At 52.6% G+C, this 14948-nt stretch carries 14 protein-coding genes; 12 read left to right on the top strand and 2 right to left on the bottom strand.

All coding sequences use genetic code 11. The annotated features are described in order from the left end of the window. Positions 1-25 precede the first annotated feature (25 nt). From nusA to HOJ08_00695, 12 genes are all read left to right on the top strand, one after another. Positions 26-1687: a transcription termination/antitermination protein NusA gene (nusA, locus tag HOJ08_00750; protein ID MBT5671964.1), complete on the top strand. Its 1662-nt coding sequence runs from the start codon at positions 26-28 to the stop codon at positions 1685-1687. Between the two features lie 16 nt (positions 1688-1703). Next, the gene (locus tag HOJ08_00745; protein ID MBT5671963.1) at positions 1704-2456 is read left to right on the top strand and encodes an RNA-binding protein; all 753 of its coding nucleotides are present in this window, start codon (positions 1704-1706) and stop codon (positions 2454-2456) included. After that, positions 2453-4975: a translation initiation factor IF-2 gene (infB, locus tag HOJ08_00740; GenBank protein MBT5671962.1), complete on the top strand. Its 2523-nt coding sequence runs from the start codon at positions 2453-2455 to the stop codon at positions 4973-4975. The genes HOJ08_00745 and infB overlap by 4 nt, the downstream gene beginning before the upstream one ends. Positions 4976-5008: 33 nt before the next feature. Continuing rightward, positions 5009-5464, top strand: coding sequence for a 30S ribosome-binding factor RbfA (gene rbfA / locus HOJ08_00735; protein MBT5671961.1), 456 nt, complete (start codon positions 5009-5011; stop codon positions 5462-5464). Further along, positions 5454-6389, top strand: coding sequence for a tRNA pseudouridine(55) synthase TruB (truB, locus tag HOJ08_00730; protein MBT5671960.1), 936 nt, complete (start codon positions 5454-5456; stop codon positions 6387-6389). Before rbfA ends, truB begins: the two co-directional genes overlap by 11 nt. Before the next feature lie 13 nt (positions 6390-6402). Beyond that, positions 6403-6672: a 30S ribosomal protein S15 gene (gene rpsO / locus HOJ08_00725; GenBank protein MBT5671959.1), complete on the top strand. Its 270-nt coding sequence runs from the start codon at positions 6403-6405 to the stop codon at positions 6670-6672. A 92-nt stretch (positions 6673-6764) separates the two neighbouring features. Continuing rightward, positions 6765-8900, top strand: coding sequence for a polyribonucleotide nucleotidyltransferase (gene pnp / locus HOJ08_00720; GenBank protein ID MBT5671958.1), 2136 nt, complete (start codon positions 6765-6767; stop codon positions 8898-8900). A gap of 104 nt (positions 8901-9004) precedes the next feature. Next, positions 9005-10402 (top strand): nitronate monooxygenase, encoded by a 1398-nt coding sequence (locus HOJ08_00715; protein MBT5671957.1) that lies wholly within the window; start codon positions 9005-9007, stop codon positions 10400-10402. 85 nt (positions 10403-10487) lie between these two features. Then, complete coding sequence (locus HOJ08_00710; protein MBT5671956.1) at positions 10488-10913, top strand: transcriptional repressor; 426 nt, start codon at positions 10488-10490, stop codon at positions 10911-10913. Between the two features lie 160 nt (positions 10914-11073). After that, a complete protein-coding gene (locus HOJ08_00705) occupies positions 11074-11493 on the top strand; it encodes a rubrerythrin (protein ID MBT5671955.1) in 420 nt (139 codons plus the stop codon). Between the two features lie 90 nt (positions 11494-11583). Beyond that, complete coding sequence (locus HOJ08_00700) at positions 11584-12948, top strand: glycerol-3-phosphate dehydrogenase (protein MBT5671954.1); 1365 nt, start codon at positions 11584-11586, stop codon at positions 12946-12948. A gap of 2 nt (positions 12949-12950) precedes the next feature. Then, positions 12951-13550 carry a DUF3501 family protein gene (locus HOJ08_00695; protein ID MBT5671953.1) on the top strand — a complete coding sequence of 200 codons (600 nt, stop codon included), beginning with the start codon at positions 12951-12953 and terminating at the stop codon, positions 13548-13550. Between the two features lie 23 nt (positions 13551-13573). Here the strand turns inward: HOJ08_00695 and HOJ08_00690 are convergent, their stop codons facing one another. Both HOJ08_00690 and moeB read right to left on the bottom strand, forming a co-directional pair. Further along, entirely contained in the window at positions 13574-14068 is a 495-nt protein-coding gene (locus tag HOJ08_00690; protein MBT5671952.1) for a hypothetical protein, read from the bottom strand. A 72-nt stretch (positions 14069-14140) separates the two neighbouring features. After that, positions 14141-14935 (bottom strand): molybdopterin-synthase adenylyltransferase MoeB, encoded by a 795-nt coding sequence (moeB, locus tag HOJ08_00685; GenBank protein MBT5671951.1) that lies wholly within the window; start codon positions 14933-14935, stop codon positions 14141-14143. Between the last annotated feature and the right edge of the window lie 13 nt (positions 14936-14948).

The following is a 14948-nucleotide window of genomic DNA, read 5'->3' as shown; positions in this document are numbered from 1 at the left end:
ACAAAGTGAGTGGGAAAAGATGACGATGGAACAGACCACTGGAAAAACGCCACGGGCAGAAGAGACAACGGGTCTCGTCCGGCCGGAACTTATCCAGGTTGCCGAGGCAGTCGCGCGGGAAAAGGCGATTGATCGTGAAGAAGTTTTGACCGCCATGGAAGAGGCGATCCAGAAGGCAGGCCGTTCACGGTATGGCCAGGAACATGATATCCGGGCGCACATTCATCGCTCTACCGGAGAAATTTCGCTTGCGCGTTATGTTGAGGTGGTTGAAACGGTCGAAGATGAAATGATCCAGACCGATCTTGCATCTGCACAGCGCACCCAAAAAGACATTGCCGTTGGCGAATTCATTATTGATCCTTTGCCGCCCATCGATTTTGGGCGCATTGCGGCCCAGACAGCCAAACAGGTTATTGTCCAAAAGGTCCGCGAAGCCGAACGCGAACGTCAGTATCAGGAATATAAGGATCGCATTGGCGAAGTGGTCAATGGGCTGGTCAAGCGCGTGGAATTTGGCAATGTGACCGTTGACCTTAACCGTGCCGAAGCGATCATGCGTCGCGATGAAAGCCTACCCAGGGAAAACCTGCGGGCATCGGAACGGGTCCGTGCTTATATCTATGATGTACGCGAAGAACAGCGTGGACCACAGGTTTTCCTGTCGCGTACCCGCCCCGAATTCATGGCCAAACTGTTTGCTCAGGAAGTGCCTGAAATCTATGACGGTATTATCGAAATTAAATCCGTTGCACGCGATCCTGGCTCTCGCGCCAAAATTGCCGTGATTTCAAATGACAGCTCTATCGACCCCGTCGGTGCCTGTGTTGGTATGCGCGGCAGTCGTGTTCAGGCCGTGGTTGCCGAACTTCAGGGCGAAAAAATTGACATTATCCAGTGGTCGCTTGATCCCGCAACGTTTGTTGTGAATGCATTGGCACCTGCAGAAGTGGCCAAGGTCGTGATTGACGAAGATCAGAACAAGATCGAAGTGGTGGTTCCAGATGACCAGCTTAGTCTGGCTATTGGGCGTCGCGGTCAAAATGTCCGCCTTGCATCCCAGCTTTCGGGTTGGGACATCCGCATTATGACCGAAGCTCAGGAATCTGAACGCCGTCAGGAAGAATTCAAAACCCGCTCTCAACTGTTTATTGAGGCGTTGGATGTTGACGAAGTGATCGCCCATCTTCTGGTTACCGAAGGCTTTTCTTTATTGGAAGAAGTGGCCTTTGTGCCGGTTGAAGAATTGGCATCCATTGAAGGCTTTGATGAAGATGTGGCAAAAGAATTGTCGACCCGTGCTCAGGCCTATCTGTCAGAGCAGGAAGAAGTATTCGCTACAAAGCGCCGCGAGCTTGAAATTGCCGATGATCTTGCCGAACTGGAGGGTTTGACCCCCCAGATGGTGGTTGCTCTTGCGGAACAGGGGATTAAAACCCTTGATGCGCTCGGGGAACTGGCTGGATATGAACTTTCGGGTTCTGAAGCGGAAGAAGAAGGCGGTGAGAAGGAAGAAGGCATCCTTCAGGACTTTGGCGTTACTGAATCAATTGCGAATGAAATCATCGTTCGTGCACGTGCGCATTGGTTTGTTGAAGAAGACGCCGCCGCCGAAGCCGAAGCCGCCGCTGAAGCGACAGATACAGAAGATAAAGACGCTGAAACTAAAACAACCCTGGAAGACTGATCTGGGAATTATGGACGTGCGTGGAACAAAAAATAAGACGCCCCAAAATACGGCCGGAAAAGCCAGTCATAAGGGGAAATCAGAGGAATCACTGCGGCGATGCCTGGTGAGCGGGGAAACTGCGTCTCGTGATGCGATGATCAGGTTTGTCCCCGGTCCTGATTTTGGTTCCAAACACGGTGTTGTCGTGGATCTTGATGAACGTCTTCCTGGTCGTGGGTTGTGGATCATGGCGCGTCATGATGTTTTGGCTGAAGCGGCATCAGGTCGGCATTTCTCCCGTGTTCTTGGTGCGCCTGTAGAAATTTCCCCTGATCTTGCGGAGCAAGTTGAATCCGGACTTGTTTCACGGGTTGGAAGTTTGATTGGCATGGCGCGCCGTGCGGGTCGGGCCGTGGCTGGATTTGAAAAAGTTAAAGGTGCGCTGAAATCGGGCGATGTACGCATTTTGCTTGCAGCCTCAGACGGTGCCGACGATGGGCGCGCAAAATTGCGTGCATTGGCAGGGGATACGCCTATTGCGGGGGCCCTTGACGCGAGTGAGTTGGGGAAAATTTTTGGACGCGATGGCACTGTTCATGGTGCCATTACCGATGTGCGCCTTGCGAAGCGTATTCGTCGTGAAAGTGCGCGTCTTGCTGGATTGCGACCTGGTCTGGAGACGGAATTACAGACTGAATTACGGCCTGAATTACACAACGAATCAAAAAATCCCGGTATTCTGGACGTGCCAGAAGCGTTGGTTAAGGATAGAGTGGACAAGGCATGACCGAAACGACCAAAGATAAGAAGACAGACAAGGAAGCGGACAAGAAAAAACCGTTGTCCATTTCTCGTCCTGGCAAGCTTGAGCTTAAGAAAACCGTCGAGCAGGGTCAGATTAAGCAGAGCTTTTCCCATGGCCGCACGAAGGCCGTGACGGTTGAGGTGCGCAAGAAACGCACCTATGCCCCGAATGCTGGCGGCACGATGGCAGAGGTTAAGTCCCAAGGGAATCCTCTGGCAGCAGGCCAAGACGTTCCTGCGGGCGATGAACATCTGACCAGTCAGGAAAAAGTTGTTCGGGCCAAAGCATTGGAAGGCGCGATCATAGACGAAGAACGGCGCAGCCGCGAAGAAGCCGCCCGCCTAAAAGAAGAAAAGAAGAAAAAAGCCGAAGCAGCAGAAGCCAAGCCAGAATCCAAAGCAGAGGCAGCACCTGATATCGCGGCCCTTGAATCTTTGGCGCCTGCAGAAGGAGAAACTGCCAGGGCCCCCCGCAAGGGCAAGGCCGAAGCGGCACCCCGCGCTGAAGTGGGACGTGTTGAAGAAGAAGAAAAAGCAGGGAAAAAGGGTGCAAAGGCTGACAAGGGTCGTCCCGCACTGACCTTGCGCAAGGAAGATGACCCGCGCCGCCGTGGCAAGCTTACCATTGCCAAAGCCCTTGATGATGAAAGTGGCGAGCGCGTTCGATCCCTGGCATCGGTGCGTCGCGCGCGCGAACGGGAACGGCGTGCACAAGCAGGCCAGGCCCGTGGTGAAGCGGTCAAGATTATCCGTGAAGTGGTGGTTCCTGAAACCATTACCGTCCAAGAGCTTTCCAATCGCATGGCGGAACGCGCTGGCGATGTCATTAAAAAGCTTATGGGCATCGGTGTGACGGCGAGCATCACCGAGACCATTGATGCCGATACGGCAGAGCTTGTGATTGCTGAATTCGGCCATGTTATGAAGCGCATCAGTGCTGCGGATGTGGAAGAAGGCATGGGCGGCGAGGAAGACGCCCCTGAATCCCTGAAAAAACGTCCCCCCGTGGTGACCGTGATGGGTCATGTTGATCACGGCAAGACGTCCCTTTTGGATGCATTGCGCAAAACCGATGTTGCATCCGGGGAATCTGGCGGCATTACCCAGCATATTGGTGCCTATCAGGTGACCGTTAAATCAGGTGAAAAAATCACCTTCCTGGATACGCCGGGCCATGAGGCCTTTACGCAAATGCGTGCTCGTGGTGCCAAGGTGACGGATATCGTTATTCTGGTCGTGGCGGCCGATGACGGCATCATGCCACAGACCATTGAAGCCATCCATCATGCCCAGGCGGCAGAAGTGCCGATGATTGTTGCCATCAACAAAATCGATGTTGCCGGTGCTGATGCGGAACGCGTCAAAATAGATCTTTTGCAACATGATGTTGCCCTGGAAGGATTGGGCGGCGATGTTCTGTGGATTGAAGTGTCGGCAAAAGAAGGCACCAATCTGGACAAGCTGGAAGAGATGATTCTTTTGCAGGCAGAAATTCTGGAACTGAAAGCCAACCCGGATCGTTCTGCTCAGGGTATTGTGGTCGAGGCCAAAGTTGAAAAAGGTCGCGGCAATGTTGCGACTGCGTTGGTTCATCGTGGCACGCTTCGGATCGGGGATGTGTTTGTCGCCGGCAGCGAATGGGGCCGAGTACGGGCGATTTCCAATGATCATGGTTCCAAAATTAAACTGGCTTCGCCATCCATGCCTGTTGAAGTTCTGGGGCTTAATGGCGCGCCCATTGCCGGCGATGAATTCATGGTCGTGGAAAATGAGACCAAAGCCCGTCAAATCGCAGAATACCGCCAACGCGCTGTTCGTGATGCGGCGGCTGTTGCTGGCACACGCGATAGCGTTGAAGAGATGCTGGCCTCTATTGCCTCAGGCGAGGCAAAGGAACTTCCGGTTGTTATCAAGGCGGATGTGCAGGGTTCTGTTGAAGCCATTGTTAGCGCCCTTGGAAAAATCGGTAATGACGAAGTGCGGGCGAATGTCTTGCATTCCGGCGTGGGCGGTATCAATGAATCCGACATCACCCTGGCACGGGCTTCTAACGCTTTGGTATTCGGGTTCAACGTTCGTCCTAATCCGCAGGCCCGTGTCATGTCGGAACGTGATGGTGTTGAAATCCGTTATTATTCAATTATCTATGATCTTACCAATGACGTGACCCAGGCCCTGACAGGGATGCTGGACCCCGATACCAAGGAAACCCGTCTTGGCAGTGCAGAGGTCAGAGAGGTCTTTTCCATCACCAAGGTTGGTAAAATTGCGGGTTGTCTTATCGCCGACGGCGTTGTCCGCCGCGGCGCCAAAGTCCGCCTTTTGCGGGATAGTGTGGTCATCCATGAAGGGGATCTTGAAACACTCAAGCATTTCAAGGATGAAGTGAAAGAAGTTCGCGCCGGTTCCGAATGTGGTATGGCTCTGGAAAACTACCACGACATTCAGGCAGGCGACGTGATCGAGTGCTTCGAGGTAGAGCAAGTCGCGCGCACCCTGTAAGTGGTGCGTGTCACACGATAGTTGGTCGGTCCCATGAAACACGCACAAAACAATGTACCTTCTCATGCTCCCAGTCAGCGCCAGTTGCGTGTTGGGGAGGAATTGCGTCACACCTTGGTGAATGTCATTCGCCAAGGCCATTTTCACGACCCCGATTTATTTGATGCCGCCATTACCGTGACCGAAGTTCGGATTAGCCCGGATCTCAAGAATGCCACGGCTTATGTGACGCCATTGGGGGGCGGGGACATGGAAAAAACCGTGGCGGCCCTTAATCGTGCAGTGGGATATTTTCATCGGGAAATTGCCCGCCAAATAGCACTTCGGTTCGTGCCCAGGCTTTCTTTCGTCCCCGACACATCGTTTGATTATTCTTCCCGTATTGACGCATTGTTGAACAGCCCGGAGGTCGCCCGCGACATTCTGCCTGAGGACTCATCTGAATCTCGCGAGCCAGAAGACGATTCAGGAGAAAAGAATGGGGCGTAGGCGCAAACCCCCGGTTGGTGCGCGCCCCTTAAATGGATGGGTTATTGTCGACAAACCCATCGGGATCAGCTCGGCTGGTGTTGTTTCCCGCCTGCGGGCTGCGCTAAAGCCCATGCGAATTGGTCACGGGGGAACCCTTGATCCTTTGGCCAGTGGCGTATTGCCCGTGGCCCTTGGGGAAGCGACCAAGACGGTGTCTTACATCATGGATGGGACCAAAACGTATCATTTCACGATTCTGTTTGGGGAAAGCCGTGATACCGGGGATGGTGAGGGCAAAGTGACCGAAACCAGCACCGTGCGGCCTGAAACGGCGGCTATTGAGGCCATTTTGGGCCAATTTATCGGCGTTATTGAACAGGTGCCCCCCAAATATTCGGCCATCAAAATCAATGGAAAGCGCGCCTACGATCTGGCCCGCTTGGGTGAAGCGGTCGAAATACCCTCCAGAATGGTTGAAATTAAGGCTTTAACGCTGATTTCCCGTCCTGATCCCGACCATGTGGCGCTGGAATTGGTCTGTGGAAAGGGGACATATGTCCGCTCATTAGCACAGGATTTGGCGGTAGCCTTGGGCAGTGTTGGGCATGTAGCAGAGCTTCGGCGAACCCAGGTTGGACCTTTTGGAATAAATGCCGCAATTGGGCTGGATAATCTATGCACTTTGGGGCATAGTGCGCGCGATTTCGAATATCTTCACCCGATCGAGACCGTGCTGGACGACATCCCGGCGCTGGCCCTGACCGGTGACGAAGCCGCTGCAATGAGGCAGGGCCAGTCTGTGAAGGTGTTTGGGACACGGGATAATGATCCCACCACGCTTTCCGACGGTGCTGTTGTTTGTGCCATGGACGGGACAAAGCTTGTTGCCTTGGCCCGCATATGTTCAGGCGAAGTACACCCGGTGCGTGTTTTAAACCTTTAAGACGGAGTATCTGATGTCGATTACACCAGAAAAGAAAGCCGAACTGGTTGGCGAATATGCGACCGGTTCCACTGATACAGGTTCCCCAGAAGTCCAGGTTGCCATCCTTTCGGAGCGCATTACAAACCTGACAGAACATCTGCAGGAACATAAACACGATCACCATTCCCGACGTGGCCTGCTCATCATGGTGAGCAAGCGGCGCCGCCTGTTGGATTATTTGAAATCAAAGAACGAAGACAGATACCAGACTCTGATTAAGCGCTTAGGTTTGCGCCGCTGAGTTGGCCCGGCTTTGGCTGGGATATTGGGGGTCGGCTTGGCCGACCCCACGTAGGTTGGTAGGACGATATAAAGAACGAAGGAAGAGATAGAATGTTTAATGTTGTAAAGAAGGAAATAAATTGGGGTGGGCGCACGCTGACACTGGAAACTGGCCGCGTTGCGCGCCAGGCTGATTGTGCAGTTTTGGCGACCTACGGAGAAACCACGGTACTGTGTACCGCCGTTGCCCAGAGAGAACCGAAACAAGGAATCGATTTTTTCCCCCTGACAATTAATTATCAGGAAAAGGCATTTGCCGCGGGTAAAATTCCCGGCGGCTTTTTCAAGCGCGAAGGGCGGCCTTCAGAAAAGGAAACCCTGACATCGCGATTGATTGATCGCCCGATCCGTCCCCTGTTTCACCCGCAATTCCGTAACGAGACCCAGGTCATTTGTACGGTTATTGCCCATGATCTTGAAAACGATCCGGATATGGTGGCACTTGTTGGTGCATCTGCGGCACTCACCCTTTCAGGAATTCCCTTCATGGGACCCCTGGGCGCTGCTCGGGTTGGTTATATTGATGGCGAATTTGTGCTCAACCCCCTGACGGATCAGATGGAAGATTCCATTCTTGATCTTGCCGTTGCTGGCACTCAGGAAGGCGTTTTGATGGTTGAATCCGAAGCCGAAGAATTGAGCGAAGAGGTCATGTTGAACGCGGTGATGTTTGGTCATCGTGGGTTCCAGCCGGTTATCAACGCCATTATTGAGATGGCCGAAGAAGCCGCCAAGGAACCTTGGCCAACAACAGAAGTCCCTCCAGAACAGGCAGTTGTTGCATCTAGGGTTCGTGAACTGGCCGAAGAAGGTCTGCGCGCAGCGTATTCTGAGCCTGACAAAAGCAAGCGTGTTATTGCCATTGATCAGGCCAAGGCCACAGCCATGGACACTATGAAAGATGACGAAGATATGTCTGGCGACATGGTCAAGGGTGCCTTTAAGAAGCTTGAAAAAGACATTGTGCGTAACGCCATTTTGGATTCAGGCATTCGTATTGATGGGCGTGATACCAAAACCGTGCGGCCAATTACTTGCGAAGTGGGTGTTTTGCCCCGGGCGCACGGCAGCGCATTGTTCACCCGTGGTGAAACCCAGGTTCTGAACGTCACAACGCTCGGCACTGGCCAGGATGAACAGATCATCGATGCCCTGGATGGGGATTATCGGGAACATTTTCTTCTGCATTACAATTTCCCGCCTTATTCGGTTGGCGAAGCAAGTTTCTTGCGCTCTCCGGGTCGTCGTGAAATTGGCCATGGTAAACTGGCATGGCGCGCAGTGCATCCAATGCTGCCCAGCAAGGAAGAATTCCCCTATACCATGCGGGTGGTTTCAGAAGTTACCGAATCCAATGGTTCGTCTTCTATGGCAACCGTGTGTGGCACGGCACTTTCCATGATGGATGCAGGTGTGCCGCTGAAAAAGCCGGTCGCTGGCATCGCCATGGGCCTGATCAAGGAAGATGATCGCTATGCGGTTCTGTCGGATATTCTGGGTGATGAAGATCATCTGGGCGATATGGATTTCAAGGTGGCAGGGACCGATGAAGGCATTACCAGCCTGCAGATGGACATCAAGATTACGTCCATCACGGAAGAAATCATGCAAATCGCTCTGGGCCAGGCCCGGGAAGGTCGTCTGCATATTCTTGGCGAAATGTCGAAAGCACTTTCTTCTGGTCGTGAAGAGGTATCGGGCAATGCGCCCCGTATTACCGCCTTCCAGATTCCCAAGGACAAAATCCGTGATGTCATCGGTACTGGCGGCAAGGTTATTCGTGAAATCTGCGAAACCACAGGCGCCAAGATCGACATTGAAGATGATGGCACCATCAAGGTTGCTGCCGTTGACGGTGAAGCGGCGGACCGGGCCATTGAATGGGTCAAGTCCATCGTTGCAGAACCCGAAGTGGGCGTGATCTATACGGGCAAGGTGGTCAAGGTTGTCGATTTCGGCGCCTTTGTTAATTTCCTTGGCAACCGTGATGGTCTTGTCCATATCAGCGAATTGGCCGAAGGGCGCACCAACAAGGTCACGGATGTGATCAATGAAGGTGACCAGGTCAAGGTTAAGGTTCTGGGTATTGATGATCGTGGGAAAGTACGGTTGTCCATGCGCGTTGTTAATCAGGAAACCGGCGAGGATCTTTCTGAAGATGCCGCCGATACGCCTGCAGCTGAGTAAAACTTCTTCGGGGCTGGCCGGAATTCACGTTTCAGAATTCCGGCCGTGCCTCGTTTGATTTTAGTTGATGATAGGGGCCGGGCTCTCCGGTCGAGTGACATTTAATGAAGCCTTTGCAGCCACTGATGATTTCTGGAAAAGAGGTTATGCCTCTGGTGGAAGGCGGTAAGGGTGTTGCCGTGTCCAATGGCATTACCTCTGGTGCATGGGCAGCATCGGGTGGCATTGGCACGATTTCAGGGGTCAACGCAGATTCGTACGATGACGATGGCGCTGTCATCCCCCCTGTTTTTCTCGGCAAGACCCGGCGCGAACGTCACGAAGAACTGATCGTCAATGGTATTCGGGGCGGCCTGACACAGGTAAAAATTGCCCATGAAATGCAAGGCGGCGAAGGCCGTATCCACATGAACATCCTGTGGGAAATGGGTGGCGCTGAAGAAATTTTAAAGGGCATTCTAGACAGTGCAAAAGGCATGGTCCACGGGGTTACCTGTGGCGCTGGCATGCCGTACCGGTTGGCAGAAATCTGTGCTGAATACGGGGTTTATTACTATCCCATCGTTTCTTCGGCCCGGGCCTTCAGGGCGCTGTGGAAAAGGGCGTATCACAAGAATGCCCAATGGTTGGGTGGCGTTGTTTATGAAGACCCCTGGAAGGCCGGTGGCCATAATGGGTTGTCCAATGTTGAAGACCCCGAAATACCTGAAAATCCGATGCCACGGGTTATGGATCTGCGGAAATTGATGGTGGAGTGTGGCCTGGATTCTACGCCGATTGTTATGGCAGGTGGTGTTTGGGCGCTTCAGGAATGGGAAGACTGGTTGGATAATCCTGATCTTGGCCCCATGGCCTTTCAGTTTGGGACACGGCCGCTTTTAACAAAAGAAAGCCCGATTTCTGATGCCTGGAAAACTCGGCTTCTGACGCTGAAAGAAGGGGATGTTTACCTCAACCACTTCAGCCCAACCGGATTTTATTCTTCTGCCGTCAGAAACACATTTTTAGACGAACTCAAAACCCGCTCAGAGCGCCAGGTTGCATATTCCACCAAAGCGGATGGCGATCTTAATACGGCATTTGCTGTCGGTGCCAGGGGCCGCGAAGTCTTTTTGGCCGCATCTGATAAACCTTCGGCCGAAGGGTGGGTGGCAGAAGGCTACACCGATGTTTTGCGCACCCCTGATTCAACCCTGATTTTTGTGACGCCAGATCGATCGCATAAAATTAGGCGGGATCAAATTGAATGTATGGGCTGTCTCAGTGCATGCCATTTTTCCAATTGGTCACAAAATGAATCGGGGACGACCGGGCGCAAGGCTGATCCCAGATCTTTTTGCATCCAGAAAACCCTGCAAGCCGTCAGTCATACCTCGGACATTGAAAACGAGTTGATGTTTTCGGGCCATAATGCCTATCGCTTCAAAAGCGACCCTTTTTACGCCAACGGGTTTATTCCTACGGTCAGGGAACTGTTCGAGCGGATTGTTTCTGGCCAATAGAAATTATTTTTATAGTTATTCTAAAAACTGACCTATGATATTGGCAGAGCATATTTATGGGGCTCCTTTGATGGCCAAAACAAATATGAATAATGACCCTAAAAACCGTCCCTATGCGGATGTTTTGGATGTTTTAAAGCGGTGCGATCTTCGGCCAACGCGCCAGCGCATGGCCTTGGCCAGACTCTTAAGCGATGCGGGCGATTGCCATCTGACTGCCGAACAGCTTTATGATCGTGCCCAAAAAGCCAATATCCGTGTTTCATTGGCGACCATTTACAACACCTTGCACCAATTTACCCGCGCCGGGATGTTGCGCGAAATTGTTGTGGATACGGGCCGTTCTTACTTTGATACCAACACAACCGAGCATCATCATTTCTTCTTTGAAGACCGCGCAGAACTGGAAGACATCAGTGGCGGTGATGTGGTGATTGCATCAATGCCAAAACCCCCAAAGGGGACAGAGGTGGAACGAATTGATGTGGTCATCCGGGTCCGTAATTCCTGATCCATCCTCTTTTGAAATCTCTGATAGGCGGCGCTAAAATAGTTTAGATTTATTCTAAACTATTTGACTTGTGCCTTTGTGAATCCTAAAATAAACAGTAATTTGCTGCATGCACGGGAGCAAACCCATCGCAGCCATAATTAAAAACAAGGAGAACACCATGCCCGCACTGAAGGGAACCAAAACCGAAGAAAACCTGAAGGCCGCCTTTGCCGGCGAATCCCAGGCCAACCGCCGCTATCTCTATTTTGCACAGAAGGCCGATGTGGAAGGTTACAACGACGTTTCTACCGTTTTCCGTTCCACCGCCGAAGGCGAAACGGGCCATGCGCACGGCCATCTGGAATATCTGGAAGAAACCGGTGATCCTGCAACGGGCGAACCCATTGGCAATACGTCTGCTAATCTGAAGGCATCTGTTGCCGGTGAAACCCATGAATACACAGACATGTATCCATCCATGGCCAAAGCCGCACGCGACGAAGGCTTTGATGAAATTGCTGACTGGTTTGAAACTCTGGCAAAGGCTGAAAAGTCCCATGCCGGCCGGTTCCAGAAAGCGCTCGATACCCTCGGTTAATTCCGCAGGCTCTCTTAAGACGCCGGGCGGGTACGATAACCGCCCGGCGTTTTTTTATCTGGCCCGGCAAAGGCCATAAAGGGGATCAAGATGAGCGAAGGTGGTTTGGGCGCACCCGTGCGTCACCCAATAGATTGGCACAACCCGGATTTTTACGACGAAGCAAAGCTGGACGAAGAGCTGCGCCGTGTGTTCGATATTTGTCATGGGTGTCGGCGCTGTTTTAACCTGTGTGATTCGTTCCCCCAATTGTTTGATCTGATTGATGAATCAGATAGTGGTGAGCTGGATTCGGTTGCCAGCAAAGATTTCAAACCCGTGGTCGATGCCTGCACCCTGTGTGACATGTGTTACATGACCAAATGCCCTTACGTGCCACCCCATGAATTTAATCTGGATTTTCCGCACCTTATGCTGCGCTATCGCGCGGTTGAATTGAAAAAGGGGGACATTGGATTTGCCGCCCGGCAATTGACAGAAACCGATCGCAATGGCCGCATGGCCCGGTTTGTGGCGGGGCTGGCCAATTGGGCAACCTCAACCAAAAACTGGCTAACCCGCCCATTATTGCGGTTGATCGCAGGTGTTTCTGCAAAGGTTGAAATGCCCAAATGTTTCAGCAAAACATTTGGCGATCGCGCGCGTGCATCATCGGTGGCTATTAATACAACCGCCCCCGGATATGGGCGCAAGGTGGTTTTGTTTACCACCTGTTTTGTGAATTATAACAATCCAGGCATCGGTGAAGCGGTGCGTTTGGTTCTGGCGCGCAATGGCGTTGAAATGGAAGTGGGCTATCCGGGATGTTGCGGGATGCCGCAACTGGAACATGGTGATCTGGCCCGGGTTGCAAAAAATGCAAAGGCCGCTGCCCTCTATTTTGCCCCGTGGATTGAAAAGGGCTATGACATTATCGCGCCCACGCCATCATGTGCGTTAATGCTGAAATTTGAATGGCCCCTGATCGTGGCTGTTGATGATCCAGATCGTGACGCGGTGATGGCGTTGTCTGGGGCGACCCGCGATATTTCTGAATACATTGTCGATATTGCAGAAAACGAAGGCCTTGCCCCCGGCATGTCCTCGGTACCGGGTGGGGTTACCCTGCATCTCGCCTGTCACGCACGCGCTCAAAACATGGGGCCAAAAGCCGCGCAAATGCTTAAATTTATTCCCGAAATAGATGTTTCCGTGATTGAGCGTTGCTCTGGCCATGGCGGCAGTTGGGGTATTATGGATGAAAATTTTGATACGGCCCTGAAGGTTGGGCGTCCCGTGGCCCGCAAAGCGTTAGAGGCAGAAAATGCATATGTTGCCTCAGAATGCCCCTTGGCTGGCAAGCACGTGGTTCAGGGGATGGAGATGTTAGACGGTGGGGTTGCCCCGGAATCAGGGACCACCCATCCAATAGAAATTATGGCGCAGTCCTATGGCCATGCAGATAGGGACGATTAAAGATGGGCACACGTTTAGAAATTAGCCGTAACGATGTGACGCTGGACTTTGATGCCTATGGTGCGGCCCGGAAAGAAAAGCGCGCAGCAATCGGGGCCATTAAGGCCAACCGTAGAATTTCCGTGGGGCCATATGCCACGTTCTTTTTTGAAAATTTTGACACCATGCTCCATCAGATCCAGGAAATGCTTTATGTGGAACGGGGCGGTGAAGAACAGGTGGCCGGCGAATTATCAGCCTACAACCCATTGATTCCAAAGGGCCATGAGCTGGTAGCAACAGTGATGTTTGCCATTGAAGACCCGGTCAAACGCGCCCATGAACTGGGACGATTGAGCCATGTCGAAGAAACCATCACCTTGGAAATTGGAACAGAGGTGATCAAAGCCGTGGCTGAAAAAGATCTGGAAAGAACCAAGGAAAGTGGCAAAACGTCATCCATTCACTTTTTGCATTTTCCCTTTAGCCCCGTTCAGATAAAAGCATTTTGTGATGATAATGCACGGGTGGTGCTGTCCATTGCCCATGACCATTATGGCCATATGGCGGTGTTGCCAAAGAACGTCTGCAAAGCATTGATGGAAGATTTCAGCAAAGACTGATGCCCACAAGTTGGGGTGGGGTCTTATTTTTTGATCTGTTCCTTGGCGAGAATGCCCCAGAGACTGGCACGGGTTGCCCATCCTTTTATCCCTTGAACGCGTATTCGACACCACGGGCCGGAACAGGCCAGCACCTTTGCGATAACGCCTGAGCGTGTTTTTGCCATTGCCGGTGAAGTTGCTTCGGGATTGCGACGCAGAACGGTCATCTTGCCTGTGGTGATCACGGTGCGTTTTCCAGACAGCATTGAGCGGTGCATCCACCCCACTGTGCCGCGCCAGTCTTCTACTTTTCGCCAAATATTAAATTCAGCAATGATCTTGATGGGTAGCCCGGATCGTTTGTAGACCCACTCCACAGGATAGCGCACCCCGGGACCCGTCCTTAAATTGGCTTCACGGGAACGAAGGGATGCAAACCTTGGCAGGGGGCGACCGGTGCCCCGTTTGATGTGTTTCTTTGCTTTCGCACTTTTGTTGGGTGATGCCGCATCCGCCGGATAAATGACCCCCGTCATACCCGCACCAAATGACGTGCCAATCAGCACGGAGATAATCAGGACAGGGCCGATGGTTTTAACGGTCACGGGCTAACTTTCGTGAATGGAAAGATCGGTAATGGTGGGTTTGGTGCCGCACAGGGCGCATGCCGGATCGGGGCGCGCCGTAATTTTGCGATAGGTGGCATCAAGGGCATTAAAAACAACCAGTTTGCCGGCCAGACTTTCGCCAATGCCGGTGATTTCCTTGATGACCTCGGTCGCCTGCATACAGCCAACCGTGCCTGCGACCGCACCCAATACACCGCCCTCTGCACAAGATGGGATCAGGCCATCGGGCGGGGGCTCTGGAAAAATACAGCGATAACAGGGGCTTTCCCCGTCATGGGCTTTAAAGGTGCTGACCTGGCCCTCAAACCGGAACAAGGCCGCAGAGACCAAGGTTTTTTTGGCAAAGAAACAGGCATCGTTGAGCAGGAACCGGGTCGCAAAATTGTCTGACCCATCGGCGATCACGTCATAATCACTGATCAAAGCCATCACGTTTTCGGGGTTCACGCGCACGCGGTGGGCATCCACCACGACATCGGGGTTGATGCCATGCAGGGTCGCTTTGGCGCTTTCTACTTTGGCGGTATCGATGCTGTCTGTGGTGTGAATGACTTGGCGCTGCAGGTTAGAAAGATCAACCGCATCATCATCGACGATGCCTAAATGCCCAACGCCTGCGGCGGCAAGATACAGCAACAAGGGAGACCCCAATCCCCCGGCACCAATCACAAGAACGCGAGCATCCAACAGCTTGGTTTGCCCCACACCGCCGAGTTCTGGCAGAACGATATGGCGTGCGTAGCGTTTGAGCTGCTGGTCGGAAAAATCCATCATTTTCCTGAAGCGG

Source organism: Rhodospirillales bacterium, from assembly GCA_018666775.1.
Lineage (GTDB): Bacteria > Pseudomonadota > Alphaproteobacteria > SMXQ01 > SMXQ01 > JABIXC01.
Note: the sequence above shows the minus strand (reverse complement) of the source record. Positions and strands in the feature narration are given on the sequence as shown.